Raw genomic sequence first — 26,050 nt, 5'->3', positions numbered from 1 at the left:
GATTAGGTATATTGCGGTTTGAGCATTCCCTGACTAAAGATTGTGAAGACAATCCCTTTGTCTTATGGTAAAAATTACTTATGCTGATAGAGCTGACCTACATAATGTTATTAGCCACAAGGGGGAGCAGATGGAGAAGGTTAATCGAAGCATCTCTATAATTTTTGCAGCCATCATGTTAGCGGCGGGAGTGTACTGGGTAACGCATGCCACCAGCTGGACGGTTATGGGCACTGCAGGCGCAGTCGCCTGTTACGGATTGTTCATAATGACCGGGCTTCGTGCAATCCCGGCATTAACCGGATATATTACAGCCGGGAGGAACCCGCAGCATTCCAGACTGGAGGATACAAAGGATCTGCGGAAGAAGACATGGACCACAATTATCGTCTGGGTGCTGATTAGCCGGGGGCTGATGCTGATCGCCGCCTATGCTTTTCTAATAATAAAAAACGGGTATACCGGAAGTCTGGATGATTATTTAAATCAGGCCTGGCATGTTACGGGAATCGATGCGCCTTCCTATCTGGGCATTGCCGAGAACGGGTATGTGACGGAGGGGGATCCCCGGTTCCATATCGTGTTCCTGCCCTTTTTTCCGATCCTGATTAAGGTGGTTCACTTCTTCACCAATAATTATCTTGCTGCAGGCTATACCGTAGCCAATCTCTGTACTGTTGCATTTGCACTGGTTGCTTATGAGCTTGCGGCGCTCGACATGGACAGGAAAGACGCGCTCCGGGTGGTAAAATATATGTTTATTTTCCCTGCCGCCTTTTTCTTCCTGCTGCCGATGACCGAGTCCTTATTCCTGCTGTTATCGCTGTTGTCCATCTATCTGATCCGTCAAAAGAAATGGCTGCTCGCCTGTCTATGTGCCGCCCTGGCCGGATTTACGCGCTCACCCGGGGTGCTGCTGGCGGTCCCGATTGTTATTGAACTGTGGCGCGGCCTTGCTGAAACCTACAAATCTGCCCATAAAAAAGCCTTTAAGCGCAAGCTTGCAGCCGCCGCCGGATGCCTGGCAATTGTGCCGCTTGGCCTGCTGGCCTATCTATACATTAATTACGCTGTGTACGGGAATGCGCTGCAGTTCAGCATTTACCAGCGGGAGCACTGGTTCCAGCGGCAGTATCTGTTTTTTGATACAGTAAGGTATCAGATGGAGTATGCGGTCGGCAAGTTCAAGGAAGGGGACAGCCGCAGCTTATTCGGGCTCTGGCTGCCGAATCTGCTCGCTATTTTCACGACACTTTATGTGATGCTCAGAAGCGCTAAGAAGCTCCATCCCTCCTATACCGCTTATATGATTGTATATTTTGTATTTGTGACCGGGCCGACCTGGCTGCTGTCTGCACCGCGTTATCTGGCCGCTGCCTTTCCGCTGGCCTTTGCCGTTGTGCTGCTTACGAAGGATAAGGCTAAGGACACTGCAATAACGGTATTATGTATAGCAGGGAGCCTGCTGTATCTGGCGCTGTTCGTATGGAGGTATCCAATTTATTGATGTTGCCCCGGATTGAAGAGGTTAAGGAGAGCTGTTCTTATGTCCAAAATAATGATCGTGGAGGATGACATCAAGATTGCGGAGCTGCTGCAGATTGCCATCCGGAAGTACGGGTATGAGGCGGTGGTGGTCAAGAATTTCGAGCAGGTGCTGGAGGAATTCCGTCATGCGCAGCCGGAGCTGGTGCTGCTTGACGTGAACCTGCCGAGCTACGACGGCTATTACTGGTGCCGGCAGATCCGCCGTATCTCGACCTGCCCCATTCTGTTTATTTCAGCACGGGAGGGGGAGATGGACCAGATTATGGCGCTGGAGAACGGCGGGGATGATTATATCACCAAGCCGTTTCATTCCGGGGTTGTGCTGGCCAAAATCCGCAGCCACCTGAGGCGGGCATTCGGGGAATATGCCGGAGTACGCCAGGAAGCCGTGCTTGAGCAGGAGGGGCTTATCCTGTATCCCGAGAGGCTTGAGCTGCAGCTTGGGAAAGACATGGTCAGCCTGACGCAGAAGGAAACGGATATTCTGGAGAGCCTGATGGAGCGTTACCCGCGGGTGGCCAGCAGGGAAGCCCTGCTTGAGAAGCTGTGGGATCAGCCGCAGGCTTTTGTCGATGAGAATACGCTGAATGTCAATATCACCCGGGTCCGCAAGAAGCTGCAGGAGCTTGAAATCGAGGAAGCCGTGATGACGGTCAGGGGAACGGGCTACCGGCTGAATGTTACCTGGGGGGAGAAGGAGCTATGAAGCTGTTTATACGCGAGCATCTGCTGCTGATTGCCGTGCAGCTGGTCCAGTTCGGGGCGATCATCTCCATCTACTGGCTGGACGGATACCGCCGGCTGCCGGTTGTCTTGTACGCGGTTTTTATAGGCTTTTTCTTCCTCTCCTGTTATTTGGTCCACCAGTACGTGACCCGTCGCCGTTTTTATCTGCGTCTCAGCCGGCCGCTGGATTCACTGGATGAAGCCTATCAGCGAATAGAGGAGGCCCCCGTATCCAAAGCCCTGGAGGAGCTGCTGCATTCCCACTACCGCCATACCATGCAGCAGCTTACCACAATGAAAAAGCAGCAGGAGCAGCATCTGAGCTTCATCGACCAGTGGGTGCACCAGATGAAAACCCCGCTTTCGGTTATCGAGCTTACAGTCCAGAATATGGACGAGCCTGAGTTTGCCAGCATCCGGGAGGAGCTGGAGCGGATGCGCAGCGGCCTGCATACAGTGCTGTACATGGCCAGGCTGCGGGCGTTCGAGAAGGATTTTAACATCAGACAGGTTGTTCTTCCGCAGCTGATCCACGAGGTTCTGCACGAGCATAAACGCCAGTTTATCCGCAACCGGATCTTTCCGGTGGTGGAAGCCGCTGATCCGGGCATTTCCGTCCAGACGGACGAGAAATGGCTGTTCTTCATGCTGTCGCAGATCATTAACAATGCGATCAAATACACAGCGGCCAAAGCGTCCGGTGATAAAAAAATCAAGGTTTCCTGTTATTTGCGGAACAGCGAGGCTGTTATAGAGGTCAGGGACGAGGGGATCGGCATTCAGGCGTCCGACCTTAAGCGGGTATTTGATCCCTTTTTCACCGGGGAGAACGGGCGGGGGCTGCGCGAATCTACTGGAATGGGACTCTATCTGACCAAAGAATCTGCCGACCGTCTCGGGCATGTAATTGAACTGGAATCTGAGGCCGGGAAGGGAACGGCGGTCCGGCTTATTTTTGCTGCCCAGGCTTAGCTTACATGCATGTAAGAAAAGTGAAACCTTATTCGATAGCGGCGCTTCCGCCTGACCTGTATATTGGGTACAGAACCAGCCGGCTATAGAGAGGAGACAAGAGCTAAGATGCTGCAGGTAAAACAAGTCAATAAAATATACGAAGGAAACATCGCATACCGGGCACTGACAGATATTGATCTGACGGTGGAAGAAGGAGAATTTATAGGGATCATGGGGCCGTCCGGAAGCGGGAAAACAACACTCCTGAACCTGATCGCCACCGTCGACAGCCCGACTACCGGAGAGATTCTGATTGACGGCAGGAGCATAGGCACTATGGGAAAAAATGAGCTGGCCATCTTCCGCCGCCGTCAGCTCGGCTTCGTCTTCCAGGACTTCAATCTGCTGAACACGCTGACGGTGGAGGAGAATATGGTGCTGCCGCTGACGCTGGACGGGGCTCCGGTCCGTGAGATGAAGGAGAAGGCGCAGCGGATAGCGGACAAGCTGGGAATAGCCTCTATTATGAAAAAGCGTACTTATGAAATCTCAGGAGGCCAGTCCCAGCGCACGGCTATCGCCAGAGCCATGATTCATTCACCCAGGCTGCTGCTGGCAGACGAGCCTACCGGCAACCTGGATTCCAAAGCGGCCAAGGATGTCCTTGATTTGCTGATGACCATCAACCAGGAGCAAAAAACGACGATGCTGCTCGTTACCCATGATGCTGTAGCCGCCAGCTACTGCCATCGGGTGGTGTTCATTAAGGACGGGCGGTTTTATACCGAGATTCACCGCGGTGACAACCGCCAGAGCTTTTTCCAGAAAATCATAGATACACTTTCGCTGCTGGGGGGATACGGCAATGACGTTCCGTCAATTCGCATTCCGTAATGTCACCCGTAACAAACGGCTGTATACCGCCTATTTTCTCAGCAGCATGTTCATGGTAATGGTGTTCTTTACGTTCTCCATCTTTACCTTCCACCCCATGCTCAGTGCAGACAGGCTGAATTCGGGTACCGTGGTTGCGCTGAACGTCTCGAAATGGATTATTTATGTGTTCTCCTTTTTCTTCGTGCTGTATTCGATGAGCGCCTTTCTGCAGTCACGCAAAAAGGAATTTGGCCTGATGATCCTGCAGGGCATGACCACGGGACAGCTGCGTAAGATGATTTTTACGGAAAATATGCTGATCGGCTTCAGCGCCACTACCCTCGGCATCGGCCTCGGACTGGTGTTCGCAAAGGGGATTCTGCTGGCCGGGGAGAATGTGATCGCGCTCAACGAACGGCTGGATTTTTATTTTCCGCTGCAGGCAATTAGTCTGACACTGGCCTCCTTTCTGCTGCTGTTCGTGCTGATCTCCCTGTTCATTTCGGCGGTGCTGCGCAGCGGCAAGCTGATTACCCTCATCAAGTCAGACCGTCAGCCGAAAAAAGAGCCGAAGGCCTCGCTGCTGCTGTCCCTGCTTGTCGTAGCCCTAATCGGGATCAGCTACTTCCTGTCGCTGCGGGCGGAAGGGCTGGAGGCTATACTCCTGCTCCTGCCTGTGGTGATTATGATTACTATAGCGACCTATCTGCTGTTCACCCAGCTCAGCGTCTATATCATCCGGAGGCTGAAGAGCCGGGAGCGTTTTTTCTGGTTCAGGACCAACATGCTGCTGTTCTCTGACCTGTCTTACCGGATGAAGGATAATGCGCGCACGTTTTTTCTGGTGGCAATTATTTCAACAGTCTCCTTCTGTGCCATTGGAGCGTTGTACGGCTTCCAGTCGATGCTGTACGGTTCGCTGCCCAAGCATAATCCGTATTTGTTTACTTATCTGGCCAGGGAAAGCGACAGTATGGAGCAGGCGCATGTGCAGCTGGTCAATCAGCAGCTCAGTGAATCGGGGCTTACAGCTGAGCCGGCTGAGCTTGAGCTTAGTTATTATCCGCTTGCGGCAGGGAACGAAATGCTGCTGCTAGTGAAGCAAAGTCAATATAACCATATTGCGGAGCTGATGGAGCTTGAAACAATTGAACTGGAGGAAGGGCAGGCAGTGGCTGTTGATTTCGGGCTGTCCCGCAACGGAGAGGGTATGCTGAACCAGCCTTTACAGCTGCAGACTGGAACCGTGGTAGAAGCGGACCGGGCCATTCTTTCTCCGGTAATCAGTGTGGTCAGCCATTATTTGATTGTCCCGGACGGGCTGGCGGCAAGCCTCGGCAATCCGTCCAGCGTGGAACACTACTATACCTGGCACGGACCGGCCGGTCAGAAGGGAGCAGAGGCTGCCGGGGGGCAACTGCTGAACAAGCTGCCTTATGCCGAGGCTTATCAGTTCGAAGCGTTGGATTATCAGATGAACATGACGGTTAAAAACTTCGGGCCGATGATGTTCGTCGGTTTCTTTGTCGGCATTGTGTTCTTTGTATCGGCAGGCAGCTTTCTGTATTTCCGGCTGTACAGCGATCTGGATGAGGATAAGCACAAGTTCAAAGCGATATCGAAGCTTGGCCTCAGTGAAAAGGAGCTGGGCAGGATATTGAACCGCCAGATCAGCCTGCTGTTTTTTGCGCCTATTATTGTAGCGCTGGTGCATGGAGCTGTGGCACTTACGACCCTGTCGCATATGTTCCAGTATTCATTGCTTAAGGAATCCGCGCTTGTGCTGGGTTTGTTCTTCATTATCCAGCTGGTTTATTTCCTTATCGTGCGGCTGTTCTATACAAGACAGGTGAAATTGGCGCTTAGGCAGTAGATTGATATAAAAAGAGGCCGCATCCCGGTTAGGGAAGGGCCTCTTTGCTGTTCTTGGATATTACACCAGGTTCGGGATGTCTACCGTCGGATCGGTGTCTGCTTCATAATCGACACCTTCCGTGCGGAAGCCGAACAGGTTAAAGAAATCATCCTGGTAGCCTGGCAGATCCGCCAGATCAGGTACATTCGCGGTTTCGATTTCGCTCCAGCGCTTCATGACCTCAGTCTGAACGTCTTCGCGCATTTCCCAGTCGTCGATGCGGATCAGGTGGCTGCTGCCGGCATCGCTGTTATACAGGTGCTCGGCGAACAGGCGGTACATCTGCTGGATGCAGTTTTCATGCAGCTCTTTGTCCTTCATCACTCTGTACAGGGCAGAAATATAAAGCGGCACAACCGGAATGGCCGAGCTGGACTGGGTTACCAGCGCCTTGTTCACCGATACAAAGGCACGTCCGTTCGAAGCGCTCAGCTTCCCGTTCAGCGCGATTGCTGTTTTCTCCAGGTCATTTTTGGCCTGACCGATTGTTCCGTCCTTATAAATCGGGTGAGTAACCTCAGGTCCGATGTAGGAGTAGGCTACTGTTGTTGCACCGTCAGCAAGCGCGCCTGCTGCCTGGAGCTGGTCGATCCACATGCCCCAGTCCTCACCGCCCATAACGGCAATGGTCTGACGCACTTCATCGTCCGTTGCAGGCTCGATGGTTACGTTTGTTACTTCGCCGGAATGGAAGTTCATTGTTTTGTTGGTATAGGCATTGCCGACAGGCTTGATGACGGAAGAGAAAACCTCACCAGTAACCGGATGTGTGCGGCGCGGGGAAGCCACGCTGTACACTACGAGGTCAACATTACCGAACTCGGCCTTGATCAGGTCGATCGTCTTAGTCTTGATGCTGTCAGAGAAAGCGTCACCGACGATGCTGAACGACTTCAGGCCCTGTTCGGCAGCAGCCTTCTCCAGCGCAGCGGAGTTATACCAGCCGGCCGAAGCCGTACGTGCACCTTCAGCCGGCTTGTCGAAGAAGACGCCGATCGTATTCGCTCCCGCACCAAAGGCAGCGGTAATGCGCGAAGCCAGTCCATATCCGGTGGAGGCTCCGACAACCAGAACATTAACGGGTCCGCTCAGTTTTTTGTGTGCTTTTACATAGTCGATCTGCTGCTGTACCTGATGGGCACAGCCCTCGGGATGCGCCGTGGTGCAGATGAAGCCGCGTGTTTTGGGCTGGATAATCATATAGGAAATCCCCTTTGTTTTGAATTTTAAGTTTACAACCACTGTTATAGAGTATAGCAAATGATGGCTCAGAAAGATAAGCCCCCCGGTTATTTTCTCTCCGGTATTTCGCAAACAGCCCAGATAACGCTATGATAAATAGAAGAAAATAGAGCAGAGAAGACTGGAGGCCGTACATCATGCTGGTGATTAACGGAAGAGAAACGGCGGAAATACTGACGATGCAGGCCTGCATCGGTGTTATGGAGAAGGTGCTGGCCGCACTGTCTTCAGGAGATGCGGTCCAGAGCCTGAGGCAGGTTATGCCGCTCGCGGACGGGAATCTGTTCGGGCTGATGCCGGGTTATCTGCGGCAGGAAGCGGCGGCGGGAGCCAAGCTGATCAGTGTGTTCCCGTACAATCATGACAGAGGATTGCCCTCCCATCAGGGAGCGGTTGCACTGTTCGATGCAGAGACCGGCAGGCTGAACGCCATCGTGGATGGGCGGCAGATTACGGCGGTCCGCACAGCGGCTGTCAGTGCGGCAGCAACGAAGCTGCTGGCCCGGGAGGATGCCGGCGTGCTGGCGATCCTCGGCACCGGCGAGCAGGCGGCCAGCCACTTGGAGGCGATGCTGCTGGTACGCAGCATCCGCGAGGTCCGCGTCTGGGGGAGAACGCCGGACAAGGTGCAGCGTTTTTCCGCCGGGATGGCCGCCAGATACGGCATAAAGATAACGGCAGCGGCGACAGTTCGCGAGGCCGTACAGGCTGCGGACATTATCTGTACCGTGACGGCTTCTGGTGTGCCGGTCCTGAACGGCGAATGGGTCCCGCAGGGAGCCCATATCAACGCCGTCGGCGCCTGCCGGCCGCATGAGCGGGAGCTGGACTCGGCGCTGGTGGCGGCGTCCAGGCTCTACGTGGACCGGCTGGAATCCGCTGTCCACGAAGCAGGTGACTACCTCATTCCGCTGGCTGAGGGCGCCATAGCCGAAGGCCATATCGCCGGCGAGCTGGGCGGGCTGCTCCTGCAAAGCGTGCAGGGCAGGACAAGTCCCGAGCAGATCACCCTGTTCAAGGGTCTTGGCCTGGCGATTGAGGATTTGGCTGCGGCGCATTATATTTACAATCAGGCTGTGCTTTTGCATAAGGGTGTTGAGGTTGATATGTAACCACAATTGTAACTTGGAAAAACACAAACAGGGAAAAGTGGCGGAGGGGAATTTTGGAACTGTAGGAGCGGTAGCGACCGCCTTAAAGCTTTTCGCAGAAAAGCTCGCTACGGAAGCATAAGCAGTCTGCGGATTTCCACTGCGAACAGCGGTTAAATCAAGAAATCTGCAGAAGGGCAGCGGCCGGAAGTCCAAACATTCTCTGGAGTCACGGCCATACCTGAGTAGTAAAATTACAAGTTTAATATACTTGGGAGGTTAGACAGATGAGCTTACAGGCAGGATTATATGATTTTAAATTAACGGAGGAGCAGGAGCTCCGCGCACAGCGGCTGCATGAGCAGAATATCAACGTTGATCTGCTGTTCCAGGGGCCGTTGTCACCAAGTGCAATTCCCGCTTCGGTCTCAGAGAGAATCAGGGCGCTCAGCGAACCGTATAGGGATGAACCGATGGTCTACAGCTCCATACCGGCCAAATGGGTAACCAAGCTGGCTGCCGGCGGTGATATTCCCCAGTATAAAGAGGAGTGGTTCAAATCCGGCATTACGGCCGGCAACCGGGAGCTGCACCTGAACGATATGGACAGCCTGATTACGAGTATGGGCGAGGTGCAGCTGCAGTTTGATGCCAATGACTGGCTGATCAAGGCACTGACCGCCGGAGATATTCGCAGCGCCAAGCAGTCCGGCAAGGTAGCGGGCATTGTGACGGCACAGGAGACGGATGCCCTCGGCACCAATCTTGAGCTGCTGGAGGTGCTGCATAACTTTGGCCTGCGTATTCTGCAGCTGACCTACAATAAGCAGAATCTGATTGGCTCCGGCTGTGCAGAGCAGGCAAACGGCGGGCTGTCGAATTTCGGGGTCCGGTTCGTGCAGCGGATGAACGAGCTGGGCATCATTGTCGATACCGGACACTGCGGCAAACAGACGACCCTGGATGCCTGCAAGGTTTCAAGCACACCGGTCATTGCCTCACACACCGGAGTAGAAGCGATATATCCGCATATGCGCTGTAAAAGCGATGAGGAGATTCTCGCCATTGCCGGAACCGGCGGCGTCATCGGGATTTTTGCCATGCCATGGTTCGTTCATGAAGATCCTGACCACACGACGATCGACCATGTGCTGGATCATATGGAGTACGTGATCCGTCTGGCTGGCGTGGATCATGTGGGCATTGGCACAGACTGGCCGATGAGTGATCTGGACTGGTCCCTGGTTTATTTTAAAGAGCATATTGCGCCCAAGCTGGGCTTTGCTCCGGGGGACGGGCCTTCGGTTGAAACGGTGAAGGGACTTGAGAAGTACAGCTATTTTATTAACTTCACAAGGGGCCTGGTAGCACGCGGCTATAGCGATGATGACATTGCGAAGATCATGGGCGGCAACTGGCTCCGGGTGTTTGAACAAATCTGCGGATAAGGAATGATGTACGGATGACTACTTATTTACATACAACGGAGTTCCATTTCTACTGTTCGGGCATCTATCACGGAAAGATTCATTTTACGGAAAAAGCAATTATGCATGCCAGGGTAGACGTCCGCCGCCGCACGCAAATGCAGGACAATGTGCTTGAACCGAACGCGAAATATGTGCTTCCTTTTGCCAGAATCGCCCGCCAGCTCTCTGCTTACGAAACCGCTGGCTGGACGGGTGAAAAGGTCGTTCTGGACACCGGCGAGGTATACCACAAGCATATCTGCTATGAGGCGGAGATTGGCGGAAAGCTGCTGGCTTCACAGGTCTGGGCACTGCGGGGCGATACGGCGCTGGATGTGGTGACGCTGGACGGGGAGGTTATCGCTTTTCTTACCCCTAACCGCTACGGAATTGAGCTGATCGTCAAGGCAGGCTATGAAGCGCTAACTCCGCTGACGGTGTATGATGAGCCGCTTTTATCCAAGCCGGAATATGGCGTTAATGATCTTGGTACGTTCCTGATTCCTATGCGTGACGGTATCAAGCTGGCGACCGATGTGTTTCTGCCGGAGGGCATTCAGCCGGGGACGAAGCTGCCGACGATTCTTGTGCGTACCTGTTATGACCGGAACGGGAAAAAAGAGATTTTTATGCGCTGGGCGAACAAAGGCTATGCCGTAGTCTCCCAGGATGTGCGGGGCCGGGCGGATTCTGAGGGAGAGCTGATCCCTTTTTATAATGAACGGGATGACGGCTACGACACGATTGACTGGATTATCGCCCAGGACTGGTCGGACGGCAAGGTCGGCATGTGGGGCGCATCCTACCTCGGGTATGTTGTTGTGGCAGCAGCGACCAGCGGGCATCCGAATCTTAAGGCAGTTGTAAATGAAGTAAATGTAGGCTCACCGTTTATTGATACCGCACGCAAAGGCGGGACGCTATGCTCCTGGCCGCTGCTGTCGTGGACCTTGGCGCAGTCGGTGGGGACGCGGACGGATTTTGATGTTTTTGGCGGGATTACGGTAAATCCGGAAGCGGCAGTTGATGCAAGGCCGATCCGGGATATTCCGCAGCAGATGATCGGGAAGACCTCAGGCCCGTGGGAGCTGTGGAGCCAGCATCCGGAATACGATGATTTCTGGCGGAACTGCACCTTCACCGAGCTGGGCCATCAGGTTAAGGTTCCGATGTATGTGATTTCCGGCTGGTATGACGGCGACAGTCCCGGTGTATCGGAGACCTGGCGGATGCTCACTGAGCATGATGTACCGAACCGCAAAATCCGTCTAGGCGCCTGGGAGCACGGGCCGAACCGTGCCAGAGATCTGCAGGGCGTTGCTTTTGGCGAGGATGCGGTTGTCTACGATTATGATGTCTCTGTGCTGCGCTGGTTTGACCGCTTCCTGAAGGAGATTCCGAACGGTATCGACGGGGAGCCGCGGGCTTCCTATTATGTAGTCGGTGAAAACCGCTGGAGAACCTCCGAAGACTGGACGCCTGCTGAAGCGGTGGTTACGCCGTTCTATCTCGCCGGTGAAGGCCGGGCGAATTCGTCGCTGGGCGACGGCAGACTGGTATCTGCACCGGAAGCGGACTCCGCCCCGGATACGTTTATCTACAATCCTGCGGACCCTATTGCGGACAGCGGGGAGCGGGAGCCGGAAAATATGCGTAAGCATGAGCTGCGTAGCGATATTGTCGTGTATACCAGCGAGCCTTTGGCGGATAAGCTGACGGTTGCGGGGGAACTGTCCTGCATTCTGTATGCGGCAAGCACAGGCCTTGATACAGACTGGGTTGTGACGCTCAGCGATGTGCATGAGAACGGCGACTCGATCCGGCTGTCCAACTATATTGTGCGGGCCAAGTACCGTCACGGGCTGGACAATCCGCAGCTGCTGGTGCAGGGCCAGGTGGAGAAATATGATATTTTCCTGCAAAATATTGCCCATACCTTCGCCGCCGGACACCGCATCCGCTTCACAGTTACCTCATCCAGCAAATTTGTCGCCTTCCCGAATACAAATACCGGCAATGATCCATATGAGGATACCGAAGCAGTGATTGTTCATCAGACGATCTGCCATAACCTGAAGCATCCGAGCCATATTCTGCTTCCGGTGATACCTAACATTTAAGGGGGTTTGAAACATTTTCCATTTATGCTCCGTCAGTAAGGTATATCAGCATTTGCCTGACATGATTGAGAGATAAGGGGGAAATGTTCATGAAAAAAAGAACGGTACTGCCTTTGTGTGTCCTGCTGCTTCCGTGTGTCCTGCTGGCTGGCTGCGGTTTAGGCAGCTCTGGTGACGTTACTGGTGACTCTGCCGCCAGCTCAGGGATGAACTACAGTGAACGTGCAGCGTCAGCGGCGAAGCTGGATGCCGGGCTTGCCCGGCAGAGCAATGAGCTCGGCCTGCGGCTGCTTGCCAAGCTGAGGGAACAGGGCGGGGATGAAGGGAATCTGACGATTTCACCCTACAGTATTTCGGCTGCGCTGGCGCTTGCTTACAATGGCAGCAGCAGTGAGACGGCGGCGGAGCTTGGCGGGCTGCTGGGCTATGCTCCCGGGGAGCTGGAGCAGCTGAATGCCGGCAACAAGGCATTACTGCCGCTGCTGAACGATGCCGGACCCGGCATTCAGCTTGAGCTGGCCAATTCGGTGTGGGTAGAGAACGGCATAAAGCTGCGCAAGAATTATCTGGAAGCAGCCGAAACCGGCTATGGGGCGCAGGTTCGCACAACAGACCTGTCTGCGGAGAAGACTGTAGCCAAGGTGAACCAGTGGGTTGCAGACCATACGGCGGGTAAGATAGACAGGATGCTTGAACAGCCGCCCGGAGGCAATACGGTGGCGCTGCTGGTCAACGCCTTGTATTTTAAAGGAGCATGGCAAGAGAAGTTTCCGGTGGAGCGTACTGAGCTGGCGGAATTTCGCACGGGTAATAATACCACTGCAGAAGTGATGATGATGAAGCAGTCTGGTAACTTTGCTTATGCAGAGTCCGAAGACTGGCAGGCTGTACGGCTTCCTTACGGGGAGGGCCAGATGGATATGCTGGTTATTCTGCCGTCCGGCCATTCTTCGGTGGATGAGGTGCTTCAGGGCGGATTGCCTGCCGGAGACCTGTTCGCGGAGAGGTTCGGAACCGTCGGTCTTCCGCGGTTCACTGCCGAATACGGCGCTGATCTGAAGGAGGCTGTACAGGCGCTGGGCGTAAAGACTCCGTTTGATCCGGCAAAGGCGGATTTCTCTGCACTTGCAGATGCAGATATGCCGGTCTTTATCGGCTCGATTATTCATAAGACGTATATCGAGGTGAATGAAGCCGGAACAGAAGCTGCTGCCTCAACACTCGTTGCAATGGATGCCGGAGCGGCTCCGGCTGCCGACTTACCCTTTGAGCTTACTGCCGACCGGCCGTTTATCTTCATTATTGAAGACAGGCAGACCGGATTATGGCTGTTCCTCGGGGCTGTGGGGAATCCGCAGCCGGCGGAATAACCTTATGTGAGTGACGCAGAGGGGGAAATACGGTATGCTCCGCAGATTAAGTGGAAATTCGGCAGTTAATTCTCTGTTCAACACCGTTACCGGAACATTAGTTGGAAAATAGGCAGTTAATTTCACAGAAATCAGCTTCAGAGCAGAAATAGACCGAAATAGATGTCTTTTTTCCAGCTATTTGGCGTAAATGCCGGGATTTATAAATATTAGGTAACTAAAATCCAACTAAACGGATCCGGGCAGGCTCGTCGCATGGCTTGTCCGCACGGGTCTCGCACGGGTCTCGTACGGCTCGTCGCACGGCTCATTAGCATGTGAAGCAAACTTTTTCCGCCAGAGGCGCATAATCCCTACCTCTGCAGGCCACAATAGCCAAAAAAGCAGAATGAAGGGATTACAGTGAACGCTTTTCGCTTGAAACAACAACTATGGCGGCGATGGAGACGTTGGAAGAAAGCCCCTTGGGTTGGAGCGGCCTGTATTGCTCTGACGTTGCTGGCCTGGCGGGGGATGCAGGTACCGGAACAACTCAGCAGACTGCTCACCACGAACGAATGGAATATGCCGGCAGCGGCAAGCACATTCTATGACCCGCTGCATGGCGGAGATCCGGACAGCAGCGTAGCGGCGCTGGCAGCTGTTCATCATAATGCCGGTGACACCGGGAAAGACGGCGGTATCACGCTTGAACGTGCCAAATTACTGGAGACGGTAAGCAGTGAGGGAATCAGCCGGATTGTTCATCTCAAGACAGTCTACGTTTCGGGTGAGGAGATCCAGACGTTGTCCGGCCTGAGAGCTCCCGGGGAGCAAAAAGCACTGATCAAGGACCGGCCCGGCTGGAGCGGATGGATCAGCGCAGAGGGCGACCTGTGGCTGGAGAAGCGGGTGAATGATCTGTCGCCGCTGACCAAACAGAATGCTTATATCGGGATCGACGAGGAAGGAAATCTTAGCCTGTTCAAGGGCCGGCCGGAAGGGGAAGAGGTGCTGAAGACCTTTTTTCAGATGGATATGGGCTCGATGAAATCCTCTCTCCCCGAAGAGGTGTGGCAGCAGCTGCATGAAGGCATCCGGGTGCAGGATATCGGGGAATACAACAGTGTGCTTTCGACCTTCAGCGATTATGCGCGGGATTCAGCTGAGCAGGTTATGCAGCGCTAAATGGCCGCGGCCAGTAACACTATAGAAAAGCCGGGATAAAGTTTGAATTTTAAAAAACTGCATATAGCGTTTAATTTTCGAAAAATGCATATCCATTTATATACAGTTTACTAAGCTGTCCCTGCCACGAATAATGGCCGGGGCGGCTTTTTTTTGTTATGTCCAGCAGCTGGAATGACGGTGACTGAGGGGAGAAGCGGCAGAATTCAGGGGCTGTGTGGGACTAAAGTTCCTATTATAATGAGAGGTTAAAGTTTTTCCTCCGGCGGTAATGTTTTTTGTTATAATGGTTAGAAGGAATACATATGTTCGCTTAAGTGCCGGACAATGGAGCCGTCATGGGAGTATCCTGCCTGTAGCAGAGGAGAGATTGGATTTGCGCATTTTAGGAATTGACCCGGGTCTGGCGATTGTCGGCTTCGGATTTGTTGATAAGACAGGTAATAAACTGACACCGGTTCAATATGGCTCCATCCAGACAGAGGCGCACACGCCGGAGGAAGAGCGGCTTCTGCATGTCTATGAGGGGATGGTTCAGCTGATAGACCGGTATAAGCCGGATATGGTTGCTATAGAGAAGCTGTTTTTTGCCCGGAACGTAACGACAGCGCTCCCGGTGGCACAGGCCCGCGGCGTGCTGATTCTGGCGGCTGTCCAGAAGGGGCTGCCGGTATCCGAATATACACCGATGATGGTGAAGCAGGCGGTCGTCGGATACGGCAAGGCTGAGAAGAAGCAGGTGCAGGAAATGGTAAAGCTGCTCTTGAAGCTGTCTGCTGTCCCGAAGCCGGATGATGTGGCAGATGCCCTGGCAGTAGCTGTATGTCATGCCCATTCTGTAAGCCTTAATTCCAAATTAAATGAGGTATTGCGAAAATGATAGATTTCTTAAGAGGACCGGTTGTGTATCTGGAATCCGAATATATTGTGCTTGATATCCAGGGAGTAGGCTACCGGGTATTCTGCCCGAATCCTTATGCCTTTGCCAAGACGGACGGGCCGGTAATGGTCTATATCCATTATCAGACACGTGAGGACGCCACGCTGCTGTTCGGGTTCCCGACCCGGGAGGAGCAGAAGCTGTTCCGCAAGCTGATTGAGGTATCCGGCATCGGGCCGCGGGTTGCGCTCGGCATTCTGACCGGCGGTACGCCGGATCAGCTGATTTCGGCTATTTACCAGGAGAATGTTACTTTCCTGACCAAGCTGCCGGGCATCGGTAAAAAGACTGCGCAGCGCATGATTCTTGATCTGCGCGACAAGCTGGACGGGCTCAGCTCCGTGCCGATCCAGACCGGATTGTTCGCAGTAGCGGCTGAAGCGGATGCCAAGGCTGCCGCTCTGCCTTGGGAAGAAGCACGGGAAGGGCTGAAGGCGCTGGGTTATACGGATGCTGAGCTGGACCGCGTGTGGCTGACAATGAAGAAGGAAGGCTCGGATACAGGAACTGTCGATGTGCTGATGAAAAAAGCGCTTGGGCTGCTGTATATCGCCAAGTAAGGCTTGAAGAACGGAGTGAATGACAGATGGACGACCGGATTATATCGGCTAATCTGATGATGGACGAGCAGGCGGTGGAATTCAGCCTGCGTCCGCGTTATTTAGGCGAGTACATCGGACAGAATCAAGTTAAGGAAAATCTTAAAATATATATTGAAGCAGCCAAAATGCGCAGTGAGGCGCTGGATCATGTGCTGCTGTACGGGCCTCCGGGACTCGGAAAAACAACGCTGGCTAATATCATCGCCAACGAGCTAGGTGTTAATCTGCGGACCACGTCAGGACCGGCGATTGAACGTCCCGGCGATCTGGCGGCCCTTTTGACTAACCTGCAGGAGGGCGATGTGCTGTTCATTGACGAGATTCACCGGCTCCACCGTACGGTGGAGGAGGTTATGTATCCGGCGATGGAGGACTTCGCTCTTGATATTATGATCGGCAAGGGGCCGAGTGCCCGTTCGGTCCGGCTGGACCTGCCGCCATTTACGCTGATCGGGGCGACGACCCGTGCCGGTCTGCTGTCTGCCCCGCTGCGTGACCGCTTCGGAGTGGTCAGCCGGCTGGAATATTACACAATGGATGAGCTAAGCTTCATTGTGTCCCGCAGTGCCGAAATGCTCGGAATTGAGATTATCGGCGATGCTGCCGAGGCGGTAGCCCTGCGTTCCCGGGGAACACCGCGGATCGCGAACCGCCTGCTGAAACGGGTCCGTGACTTCGCACAGGTGCGCGGGGACGGGATTATTACCCCTGAGATTGCTGCAGAATCCCTGAAGATGCTGCAGGTAGATCCGCGCGGACTCGACAGCATCGACCACAAAATGCTGAATGCCATGATTACTTCTTTCCGCGGAGGCCCTGTCGGGCTGGATACGATTGCTGCTACAATTGGCGAGGAGAGCCAGACGATCGAAGATGTATATGAGCCGTATTTGCTGCAGATCGGATTTCTGCAGCGGACGCCAAGAGGGCGGATTGTAACGCCTGCGGCCTATCATCACCTGGGTCTTCCTCTTCCGCCGCAGAATTAACGATACACCGGAATAGTAATCCTATCATTTATAACTAACATCTAAGGGGGATCACATGATGAAGTTTGCCAGGCTGCTAAGCCGGGCGCTGCTGGCAGCGGTGCTGACCGCCGGCAGTTTGCTTGTTCCTGCAGGTGACACTTACGCCGAATCCGCACCGATCCGGGTTGCCCTATATGCCGATATCGGCAGCAAATATAAATCGACTGTCCCGTTCGTTACACTGCAGTCTGCAGAAGCGTTCACTCTGACGTCGGGCAGCGGAGCAGCCTTGCTGCCGGTCCCCGGCAATAACACAATCCGCGTCAGCCTCGATCTATACAAAGTTAAAGTAATGGAAACCCCGTCCTGGCAGACAGCAGCTGATGCTGCTAAGAAGCTGCAGGCAACATCGGATAAGCCGCAGCTCTTCGTGACCTCACGCGGCGGTGCCAGCGTATACCAGCTGTACACGGCTCCTTATGCAAGTGAAGCGGCGGCCAAGGAGGGACTTGCCCGCGTTAATAAGGCCGGTCTGTCTATTCCGGATGGACAGGCTGCAGCGGTAAAAGGCAACAAGCATCTGCTTGCAGGCGACTTCGCTACTTCGCAGGAAGCGGAGACTGTGCTCAGCAGCATAACAGGCATCGGAATGGATGCCTGGCAGGTGCTGGCATCGGGTGCTGACGGCAGTACCCGGTACCAGGTATGGGCTGGAGAAGCTGTGAGTGACAGTGAACTGGCAGTACTGCAGACGCAGGCTGCGGCAGTACTGCCGCAGCTCTCCTTAGGTACGGCAGCTGTCAGTACCCCGGGCTTGATCGTCCGCACGGATGCCGGGATGGACTGGACCAGCCAGGGACAGGCTTACCATTATGTCGTCTCCGGCAGCGGAGCCAAATTTACAGCCTCCGGTAATGCTTCCGGTATTCAGATTACCGAAAGGTCCAAACGGACTTACCGCGGCGATCTGGAGCTGAGCGGACTAGCCGGTTCACTTGCCGTCATCAATGTGGTTCCGATGGAGCAATACCTGTATGCTGTAGTTGGCGGGGAAGTCTCCTCAGGCTGGCCGGCCGAAGCGCTAAAAGCCCAGGCTGTGGCTGCACGCAGCTATGCGCGGGCCCAGGGCAACAGGTTCGATGTAGCCAATGTAGTGGATACAACGCTTAGCCAGGTATATAACGGGATTGGCGCTGAGGCGCCGGTAATTACCAAGGCTGTTAATGATACTGCAGGCGAGGTGCTGATGAGCGGCGGCAAGGTGGTCGAAGCGGTCTTCTCCTCCAACAGCGGCGGCAAGACAGCCGATCCCTCCGAGGTATGGAATAATGGCGGCGACACCTTCGTCAGCGTCCTTAGCGCGGATGATAAGGCGGCGGTAGGGTCTTCGAAGCAGTGGTATTATCTGCTGCTGCCGAGCGGGGCGGCCGGTTATGCCCGTGAAGATAATATTAAACTGACCGGAGACAAGAATGCCGCCGGACTGAGCATTGCAACAGCAACGACCAAAGATGTGAATGTCCGGCCTCTGCCGGTAATTGAGAGCAGTGCAACTCCCGTAGGCAAGCTGAATCCCGGCGAGAACGCTATCGTGCTGGACCAGGTTTATGAGAACGGCAGCTACAGCTGGATCAAGGGGCCGTATACTTCAGCCGAGCTGCTCAAGAGCCTGAGCGGCAAGACCAGTAATTCACTGCCATCTTCAATTATTAGCCTGCAGGTTACGCAGCGCGGACCATCGGGCAGAGCTACACAGGTGAAGGCAAACGGTGAAATTCTGCAGGTCAAATACCCGGATTTGTTCCGTTCTTCCTTCGGCGGATTGCCCAGCACTTTGTTTGATATTGTACCTGCCGGCAGTTATACTGTATTAGGCGCTGACGGCAAAACAGCAACAGTCAGCGGCTCGCAGACTGCAGGCGTGCTGTCCGCTTCCAGCAAAGTGTCAGCCAAAACCAGCGGAACGGTTGTCATGGGGGCAGATACTGCTGCGCGTGTCGTAACCGGTACAAGCGGATTCTATTTTGTCGGCTGGGGGAACGGCCACGGCCTCGGCATGTCCCAATGGGGCGTGAAGGGTATGGCGGACAACGGGTATGATTATAAGCAAATATTGCAACACTATTTTAATAACGTTACTATAGTTAAGGAATGAAGACAGCATATGAATGTAGAAGATTATGATTTTCATCTGCCGGAGGAGCTGATTGCCCAGACTCCGCTGCTTGACCGCAGCGCATCAAGACTGCTGATGGTAAACAGGGAGAACGGGCAGACACAGCACCGGCATTTTACGGATATATTAGAGCAATTTCAGCCGGGAGACACGCTGGTGCTTAATGATACCCGGGTTATTCCGGCAAGGCTGTTTGGAGTCAAGGAAGATACCGGCGCCAAAGCGGAAGTACTGCTGCTGAAGAATCTGGGAGAAGACCGCTGGGAAGCACTGGTGAAGCCCGGCAAGAAGCTGAAGAGCGGTGCGGTTATAGTGTTCAGCGAGGAGCTGAAGGCGGTTATTGAAGAAGAAGCTGATATGGGCGGGCGGACACTCCGGTTCATCTATACAGGGATTTTTCAGGAAATTCTCGACCGGCTGGGCTCCATGCCCCTACCTCCTTATATCAAAGAGACACTGGACGACCGTGAACGGTATCAGACAGTGTATGCCCGTCATGAAGGATCGGCGGCTGCTCCGACGGCAGGGCTGCATTTTACCAAAGAGCTGCTGGATCAAATTGCCGCCAAAGGTGTTAACATCGCCTATATTACTCTCCACGTCGGATTAGGCACTTTCCGTCCTATGTCGGTAGAGACGGTAGAAGAGCATGTCATGCATGCCGAGTATTACATGCTGTCCCAGGAGACGGCAGATCTGCTCAATGAAGCAAGGTCAAGAGGCGGCCGGATTATCGCTGTCGGCACCACCTCCTGCCGGACACTTGAAACAGCCGGTAGACAGGCTGACGGCGGACCGCTCACAGCAAGCAGCGGCTGGACGGATATTTTCATTTATCCGGGTTATACCTTTACTGTAGTTAACGCGCTCATCACAAATTTCCATCTGCCGAAATCTACGCTGGTGATGCTGGTCAGCGCACTGGCCGGCCGGGAGCATATCCTAGCCGCTTATGAAGAAGCCATCAAGGAGAACTACCGGTTCTTCAGCTTCGGCGATGCAATGTTTATTTATTAAGCAAGAGAAAGGGTTAAACAAATGGCAGCAATTACGTATGAACACATTAAGACCTGTAAGCAATCCGGAGCCCGGCTAGGCAGAGTCCACACACCGCACGGAATTATTGAGACCCCAACCTTTATGCCGGTGGGCACACAGGCAACCGTCAAAACGATGGCACCTGAAGAGCTTAAGCAGATGGATGCCCAGATTATTCTGAGTAATACCTATCACCTGTTCCTGCGTCCCGGTCACGATATTGTACGTGAAGCCGGCGGACTGCATAAATTTATGAACTGGGACCGTCCGATTCTGACGGACAGCGGCGGTTTTCAGGTGTTCTCGCTAAGTGAGATGCGCAAAATCACCGAGGAAGGCGTTCATTTCCGCTCCCACCTTAACGGAGACAAGAAGTTCCTGTCGCCGGAAGTGGCGATGGAGATTCAGAATGCGCTCGGTTCCGATATTATGATGGCATTCGATGAGTGCCCGCCCTACCCTGCGGAATATGATTATGTCAAAAAATCACTGGAGCGCACAACACGCTGGGCAGAAAGATGCCTCAAAGCCCACGCCCGTCCTGAGGATCAGGGGTTGTTCGCGATCGTGCAAGGCGGCATGCATGAAGACCTTCGCCGTCAGAGCGCTGCTGATTTGACTTCCATGGATTTCCCGGGGTATGCTATTGGGGGGCTTAGCGTCGGTGAGTCCAAGCAGATTATGTATGATGTGCTGGATTATACCGTTCCGCTCCTGCCGCAGAATAAACCCCGTTATTTGATGGGCGTCGGTTCACCGGATGCGCTGCTTGAGGGGGCAATCCGCGGAGTGGACATGTTCGACTGCGTCCTGCCTACCCGCATCGCCCGCAACGGAACCACAATGACCAGCCAGGGAAGGCTTGTTGTACGCAATGCGCAATATGCCCGTGATTTCGGACCGCTTGATCCGGAGTGCAGCTGCTACACCTGCCGGAATTACTCCCGTGCTTATTTACGTCATCTGATCAAAGCTGATGAAACCTTCGGCTTACGCTTAACGACCTACCACAACCTGCAGTTCCTGCTGGATTTGATGCGTAAAGTACGTGAAGCGATCAGAGAAGACCGTCTGCTTGATTTCCGCGATGAGTTTTTTGCACAGTACGGTTTGTATGATAATCTCAAGGGCTTCTAGTACAACTGTGTATTTACCATATGGCCTTATTGCAGCATGAACAGTTATGTTTACAATTGCAATTTAAGCGTACTAGAGAACTAGATTGTGCTTACATGCATATTGAAGGGGGGGAGAAATATGTTTCAATTAGCATCTACGACTGGAAGCGGCAGCATTCTGGGTCTGGTAGGCCCGTTTGTGCTCATGTTCGTGGTATTCTACTTCCTGCTGATCCGTCCGCAGCAGAAGAAGACCAAAACACGTAATTCCATGTTGAAAGCACTGAAGAAGGGCGACAAGATCGTTACGATCGGCGGCCTGCACGGGACAATTGTTGAGTTGTCTGACGATATCGTTGTTCTGCGCGTTAATGATGTAACCAAGCTGACCTTTGACCGCGGGTCGATCAGCCATGCAGTCACTGTAGCAGAAGAGAAAGAATAATTCCGGTTATACGTACATAAAAGCGGCGTTCTCTGTATAAGAGAAGCGCCGCTTTTTTTAGTAACAGGCAGTATTGTTGGGCAATCACGAATTCGTGACCCTGCTCGGAACCGCAAGGGTATCCTGTCCGCTGCGCAGAGTCAGCTTAGCCAGTTGGACAGCCACTGAAGTGGAGGCCACGGCCAGTACAGTACCTCCGATCATATCGGTAAGCCAGTGGATGCCGAGATAGAAGATTCCAAATACAATCAATGCGGCTGAAACGGTCGTAATAGCCATCCAGCGCCTGTTGCCGGAGCGATAAGCCAGAATTGCCGTAGAGACTGAGATGGCAGTGTGCAGGCTGGGAAAGCAGTTGTTTAAACCGGAAAGCGGCCGGTACTCCTGTTCAAACCTCGGAAATACGTCTAGCATCACGAAGCGCACGCCTGCCGGGGCATAGGACCAGACCTCGTTGACGGGGAAGTAGAGATAAAACGGAATTGCGACTGCATAGACCAGCATAATCGTATAGCATGTTGCATAAAGCATGACCCGGTTCTTATCCAGCAAATACACACCCAGCGAAGCACCTAGTACGGACTGGAGCATGAAAATATAGAAAAAAACGATTACAGGCGTTAGCCAGGGAGCATAGAACAGCTGCTGGATCTGCTGGACGAAATGCCCTTCAAGCCCGAAGATGAATGAGGTAAAGTTTGAGCCGAGATGCATTTTTTTCTCAATCTGCAGTTCATATTTATTAAAGGTCAGGACGCTGATCATGCCGGCGACAATCAGAAGAAATTTGTATGAGCGCAGCAGCTCCTTCCCGAGCTCCAGAAATGCAAGCAAAGGGTTGCGCCTTGAGCCGAGCCAGATTAAAAGGACTACAGTTATGATAGTGAACAGCACTACATGATTCATCGATTGGTAAAGCAAAATAATCAAAGCCTCCTTGAACGTTTGCGTTAATCAGATGAACCCAGTGTAACATATTTTCGATAAAAGATTTAAGCTTCTAAAAGATTAAATTTTCTAGGATTTTTGTAAATTTACACCAAATATTCCACCGAATGCGCTGATCGCTGCCGCAGCGAGAACCCACAAGCCGTCAATGCCGGCAGGCGTGCTGTCGAGAGCGAGAAAACCGACCAGCAGCACAATTACCCCATACAGTATTCCCGTTAATGCACCCTGATACCAGCCTCTGCTTTCCGCTCTCCGCCCGGCAGTAAGTCCACCGAAGGCAGCAGCAATACCGTGGACTATGTAGGTATACATCGCAAGATCCTGCTCCTTCATTCCGCTGCTCCACAGCAGAAGTGAAAGGACCACAGCCCCCAGCAGCATCCACATAAAAGAGCGGCATAACCCCGAAAGCACAGGACTTGATATTCTCCACGAGAACAGACGCCGGATTAAGTACATGATAGAACCTCCTAAAAGTTTTTTTAAGCGTGACTTCCCCCGGTTTGGCTTCGAAAAAAAACTGCCTTCGGAAGCATATGCTTAGTTTTTTTAAGCGTGACTTCCCCCGGTTTGGCTTCGAAAAAAACTGCCTTCGGAAGCATATGCTTAGTCTTTTTAGCGTTACTTCCTTCGAACCAGCTCCGAATTCATTCGTTTCGAAAGCATGTACCTAATTTAGTTAGCAGTTTTGGTTTTTGGTTACTAATCATTCTATGGGCAGGCTTGCCCCAATAGTACAAGATTGGATACGGCAGTTTATTTACCAGTAATTTATATGGCAGCTTCCGAATGTTCCCTTGGCAGGGAGGTCAGAATAGGGTTACATTCATCCACCCACGGCGCAGCGGCTGCGGGTGAGAAGCGGAAAGGGGAGCGAAGCGAATATGCTCCAGCATATTACCAGCCATGTCTTTCTGACCGTGCTGATGTATTTCTTCATTTTCCTGTGTATGCGGATCATGGGGAAGCGTGAAATCGGCAAGCTGTCCGTGTTTGACCTGACAATCTCGATAATGATTGCGGAAATAGCCGTTTTTGTCATTGATGATATTGAACGTCCGATTTCCGACGGGGTCATTCCTATGGTTACTTTAGTTGCAATCCAGATTCTTGTCGCACAGATCAGTCTCAAAAGCAGAAAGCTGCGGCTGCTGATTGATGGCAGGCCCAGTGTGCTTATCTCGAACGGCAAACTGCACCGGAGCGAAATGCGCAGGCAGCGGTACAATATGGATGACCTGCTGCTGCAGCTGCGCGGCCAGAATATTGTCAGTCCGGCTGATGTGGAGTTTGCCATTCTCGAAACCAGCGGACAGCTGACGGTTATTGAAAAGAACAAAAATGTCTCGTCATCCAACCAGTCTGGTAACAGCAGCGATACTGCCGAGAATCAGGAACAGAACTCAGGCGGCGGATCGGGCGGCTCAGGGAAATCCGGGGGCTCCGCGGGTGTAAATCTGTCCAAAAGCAAAATCCGGTATGAAGGCTTGCCCGTTCCGCTGATTATGGACGGAAAGGTGCAGGATGATAACCTGGAGATGATCGGGAAAAACCGTTTTTGGCTGCGGACACAAATCCGCCAGAAAGGGGTTTCTGATTTCCGTGATGTGTTTCTGTGTTCAATCGATCATACAGGTAAAATATATGTAGACCGGCTGCGTAGCCGTTAAATGTCTAGCGCCGCCGTCTGAAAAAGGGAACCCGGTCAAGATCCCTGACAGAGATCAGGCCCGTAAGAAGGCAGATGCCGAGGTACAGCGCCATACCGCTGGCGGCGGCGAACAGAAACTGCAGCCACATGGTGCCGGAGAGCGGGACAGAATAAAAGACATAAGATGTGCCGGCAGCCATGATAATCATGGCTGTTATGGTTTTGAGCGGATCGGTAATTCTCAGTGAAAGCTGAATCAGCTTCACCACACTTGAATAATGCAGCAGCGTAACCAGAACGCTGTTAACGATAATCGCAATAATCGCACCGTAAATTCCGTATTCCGGCCGGGAGGCCAGCATGAGAATAAGCAGGATCTTTATCACTGCACCGGCCAGAGTATTAATAAGGGCCCGGCCCGGACGGTCCATGGCCTGCAGGGCAGCCTGGAGGGGAGCCTGGACATAGAGAAACAGGGCGAACGGGGCCATCAACCGCAGCATTGGAGCGGTATCCGCATTGCCGTACATCAGCGTACACAGCGGTACGGCAAGTACATACATGATAGCGGCAAAAGGGGCACCTGAAACCATCGCAAGCCGGAGGGCCTGATGCATCCGCTTATGAATGGAAGGCAGATCGCGGCGGGCCGCCGCTTCTGACAGCGAAGGGACTAACGACACTGCAAGAGAGGAGCTGAGCACGCCCGGCAGCAGCAGCAGCGGAATGACCATCCCCTGCAGAGAGCCGTATTGTGCAGTGGCAGCGGCAGTTGCAAGCCCGGCGAGTGCCAGGCTGCGGGCGGTTATGATCGACTCCAGCAGATAGGAAAAGGAGCCGACCAGCCGGCCAGCCGTAACTGGAACAGCAATACCCAGCATCCGTCTGAGCAGAGTGCCCCCTTGCCGATCCTTATCCTGCTGCAGCCCGGTATCCGGTGCAGCTGTATCCGGGTTGCTTTCCAGCCGGTCAGCTTTTGCAATAAAGAAATATTGTACCAGCAGCGCGAGCATCCCGAAAATTTCACCGACAGTGACACCGAGCATCGCTCCTGCCGCAGCAAAAGCCATTCCCTTGGGAAGCAGCAGATAGGAGAACCACAGCATGAAGAATATCCGGATTACCGACTCCAGCACCGATGAAAGCGCAGAGGGAATCATGTTCTGCCTGCCCTGGAAATATCCCCGGTACACCGAAGAGACAGCAACGATTGAAATCATCGGCGTCATGCTGACAAAGGTATAATACACCCGGCTGTCCGTTAAAATAACGTTAGATACCCAGGATGCGCTGAGCAGTGCCACCAGGGTGAACAGCAGGCCCAGCGAAAAGCTCAGGGTAAGCCCGGTACGCAGAATACGGCGTGACTGCTCAGGGCGGTTTTCACCCTCTGCTTCAGCGACCATTTTTGCAATGGCCAGCGGTAACCCGCCGGTAATGACTGTAATCAGCACGATGAAAAAAGGGTATCCCAGCTGGTATAAGCCGACGCCCTCGGCACCAATAATCCGCGGTAAGGCAATTCTGGGGATAAAGCCCAGCATACGGTTAATGATACCTGCAGCCAGCAGGATCATCGTTCCTTGTATAAAGGTCTGTTTTGCGGGTCTCCTCAAAGGACACTCCTTCTTCCTGAAATGAAATGAAACGCAGGTAGAGCATGCCGGTCCGCGAGGCTGC

General features: G+C 53.4%; 22 protein-coding genes. 18 read left to right on the top strand and 4 right to left on the bottom strand.

Features of this window, described 5'->3' with window-relative positions; translation table 11 throughout:
- Window positions 1–130 precede the first annotated feature (130 nt).
- The 5 genes from R70331_RS23465 to R70331_RS23445 all read left to right on the top strand — a co-directional run bounded on the left by R70331_RS23465 (window position 131) and on the right by R70331_RS23445 (window position 5,977).
- Window positions 131–1,507 carry a hypothetical protein gene (locus R70331_RS23465; RefSeq protein WP_042179691.1) on the top strand — a complete coding sequence of 459 codons (1,377 nt, stop codon included), beginning with the start codon at window positions 131–133 and terminating at the stop codon, window positions 1,505–1,507.
- A 39-nt stretch (window positions 1,508–1,546) separates the two neighbouring features.
- On the top strand, window positions 1,547–2,254 hold the full coding sequence (locus R70331_RS23460) for a response regulator transcription factor (RefSeq protein ID WP_042179689.1): 708 nt from the start codon (window positions 1,547–1,549) through the stop codon (window positions 2,252–2,254).
- The gene (locus R70331_RS23455; protein WP_042179686.1) at window positions 2,251–3,246 is read left to right on the top strand and encodes a sensor histidine kinase; all 996 of its coding nucleotides are present in this window, start codon (window positions 2,251–2,253) and stop codon (window positions 3,244–3,246) included. The genes R70331_RS23460 and R70331_RS23455 overlap by 4 nt, the downstream gene beginning before the upstream one ends.
- A gap of 108 nt (window positions 3,247–3,354) precedes the next feature.
- Window positions 3,355–4,122 (top strand): ABC transporter ATP-binding protein, encoded by a 768-nt coding sequence (locus R70331_RS23450; RefSeq protein WP_042179684.1) that lies wholly within the window; start codon window positions 3,355–3,357, stop codon window positions 4,120–4,122.
- Window positions 4,094–5,977 (top strand): FtsX-like permease family protein, encoded by a 1,884-nt coding sequence (locus tag R70331_RS23445; RefSeq protein WP_042179681.1) that lies wholly within the window; start codon window positions 4,094–4,096, stop codon window positions 5,975–5,977. The genes R70331_RS23450 and R70331_RS23445 overlap by 29 nt, the downstream gene beginning before the upstream one ends.
- 60 nt (window positions 5,978–6,037) lie before the next feature.
- Here the strand turns inward: R70331_RS23445 and fabV are convergent, their stop codons facing one another.
- On the bottom strand, window positions 6,038–7,219 hold the full coding sequence (gene fabV, locus R70331_RS23440) for an enoyl-ACP reductase FabV (RefSeq protein ID WP_042179678.1): 1,182 nt from the start codon (window positions 7,217–7,219) through the stop codon (window positions 6,038–6,040).
- A 179-nt stretch (window positions 7,220–7,398) separates the two neighbouring features.
- On the opposite strand from fabV, the gene R70331_RS23435 reads away from it, so the two are divergent.
- The 12 genes from R70331_RS23435 (at window position 7,399) to yajC (ending at window position 21,768) form a co-directional block, all read left to right on the top strand.
- Window positions 7,399–8,373, top strand: coding sequence for an ornithine cyclodeaminase family protein (locus R70331_RS23435; RefSeq protein WP_042179675.1), 975 nt, complete (start codon window positions 7,399–7,401; stop codon window positions 8,371–8,373).
- Between the two features lie 266 nt (window positions 8,374–8,639).
- Window positions 8,640–9,800, top strand: a complete 1,161-nt coding sequence (locus R70331_RS23430) for a dipeptidase (RefSeq protein ID WP_052419180.1) — start codon at window positions 8,640–8,642, stop codon at window positions 9,798–9,800.
- Between the two features lie 14 nt (window positions 9,801–9,814).
- Window positions 9,815–11,941 carry a CocE/NonD family hydrolase gene (locus tag R70331_RS23425; RefSeq protein WP_052419179.1) on the top strand — a complete coding sequence of 709 codons (2,127 nt, stop codon included), beginning with the start codon at window positions 9,815–9,817 and terminating at the stop codon, window positions 11,939–11,941.
- An 89-nt stretch (window positions 11,942–12,030) separates the two neighbouring features.
- On the top strand, window positions 12,031–13,311 hold the full coding sequence (locus R70331_RS23420) for a serpin family protein (protein ID WP_052419178.1): 1,281 nt from the start codon (window positions 12,031–12,033) through the stop codon (window positions 13,309–13,311).
- Window positions 13,312–13,713: 402 nt separating this feature from the next.
- Window positions 13,714–14,478 (top strand): BofC C-terminal domain-containing protein, encoded by a 765-nt coding sequence (locus R70331_RS23415; protein ID WP_042179672.1) that lies wholly within the window; start codon window positions 13,714–13,716, stop codon window positions 14,476–14,478.
- 376 nt (window positions 14,479–14,854) lie between these two features.
- On the top strand, window positions 14,855–15,358 hold the full coding sequence (gene ruvC, locus R70331_RS23410; protein WP_039876330.1) for a crossover junction endodeoxyribonuclease RuvC: 504 nt from the start codon (window positions 14,855–14,857) through the stop codon (window positions 15,356–15,358).
- Window positions 15,355–15,978, top strand: a complete 624-nt coding sequence (gene ruvA / locus R70331_RS23405) for a Holliday junction branch migration protein RuvA (protein ID WP_042179668.1) — start codon at window positions 15,355–15,357, stop codon at window positions 15,976–15,978. The genes ruvC and ruvA overlap by 4 nt, the downstream gene beginning before the upstream one ends.
- A gap of 26 nt (window positions 15,979–16,004) precedes the next feature.
- Entirely contained in the window at window positions 16,005–17,009 is a 1,005-nt protein-coding gene (gene ruvB, locus R70331_RS23400; RefSeq protein ID WP_042179665.1) for a Holliday junction branch migration DNA helicase RuvB, read from the top strand.
- Window positions 17,010–17,064: 55 nt separating this feature from the next.
- Window positions 17,065–19,146, top strand: coding sequence for a SpoIID/LytB domain-containing protein (locus R70331_RS23395; protein WP_042179661.1), 2,082 nt, complete (start codon window positions 17,065–17,067; stop codon window positions 19,144–19,146).
- A 9-nt stretch (window positions 19,147–19,155) separates the two neighbouring features.
- Entirely contained in the window at window positions 19,156–20,184 is a 1,029-nt protein-coding gene (gene queA / locus R70331_RS23390) for a tRNA preQ1(34) S-adenosylmethionine ribosyltransferase-isomerase QueA (protein WP_042179658.1), read from the top strand.
- A gap of 21 nt (window positions 20,185–20,205) precedes the next feature.
- Complete coding sequence (tgt, locus tag R70331_RS23385) at window positions 20,206–21,342, top strand: tRNA guanosine(34) transglycosylase Tgt (protein ID WP_042179656.1); 1,137 nt, start codon at window positions 20,206–20,208, stop codon at window positions 21,340–21,342.
- Window positions 21,343–21,462: 120 nt separating this feature from the next.
- Window positions 21,463–21,768, top strand: a complete 306-nt coding sequence (gene yajC / locus R70331_RS23380) for a preprotein translocase subunit YajC (RefSeq protein WP_042179655.1) — start codon at window positions 21,463–21,465, stop codon at window positions 21,766–21,768.
- A gap of 84 nt (window positions 21,769–21,852) precedes the next feature.
- On the opposite strand, the gene R70331_RS23375 is transcribed toward yajC, so the two are convergent.
- Window positions 21,853–22,689 carry a phosphatase PAP2 family protein gene (locus tag R70331_RS23375; protein WP_231576348.1) on the bottom strand — a complete coding sequence of 279 codons (837 nt, stop codon included), beginning with the start codon at window positions 22,687–22,689 and terminating at the stop codon, window positions 21,853–21,855.
- A gap of 96 nt (window positions 22,690–22,785) precedes the next feature.
- Window positions 22,786–23,178 (bottom strand): TIGR04086 family membrane protein, encoded by a 393-nt coding sequence (locus tag R70331_RS23370; protein ID WP_042179651.1) that lies wholly within the window; start codon window positions 23,176–23,178, stop codon window positions 22,786–22,788.
- A gap of 425 nt (window positions 23,179–23,603) precedes the next feature.
- On the opposite strand from R70331_RS23370, the gene R70331_RS23365 reads away from it, so the two are divergent.
- The gene (locus R70331_RS23365) at window positions 23,604–24,389 is read left to right on the top strand and encodes a YetF domain-containing protein (protein ID WP_042179649.1); all 786 of its coding nucleotides are present in this window, start codon (window positions 23,604–23,606) and stop codon (window positions 24,387–24,389) included.
- 4 nt (window positions 24,390–24,393) lie between these two features.
- Here the strand turns inward: R70331_RS23365 and spoVB are convergent, their stop codons facing one another.
- The gene (spoVB, locus tag R70331_RS23360) at window positions 24,394–25,986 is read right to left on the bottom strand and encodes a stage V sporulation protein B (protein WP_269322216.1); all 1,593 of its coding nucleotides are present in this window, start codon (window positions 25,984–25,986) and stop codon (window positions 24,394–24,396) included.
- Window positions 25,987–26,050: the final 64 nt, after the last annotated feature.

Source organism: Paenibacillus sp. FSL R7-0331 (assembly GCF_000758645.1).
In the GTDB taxonomy this organism is placed as follows: Bacteria; Bacillota; Bacilli; order Paenibacillales; family Paenibacillaceae; genus Paenibacillus_AQ; species Paenibacillus_AQ camerounensis.
This window is presented reverse-complemented; position numbering and strand designations above follow the sequence as displayed.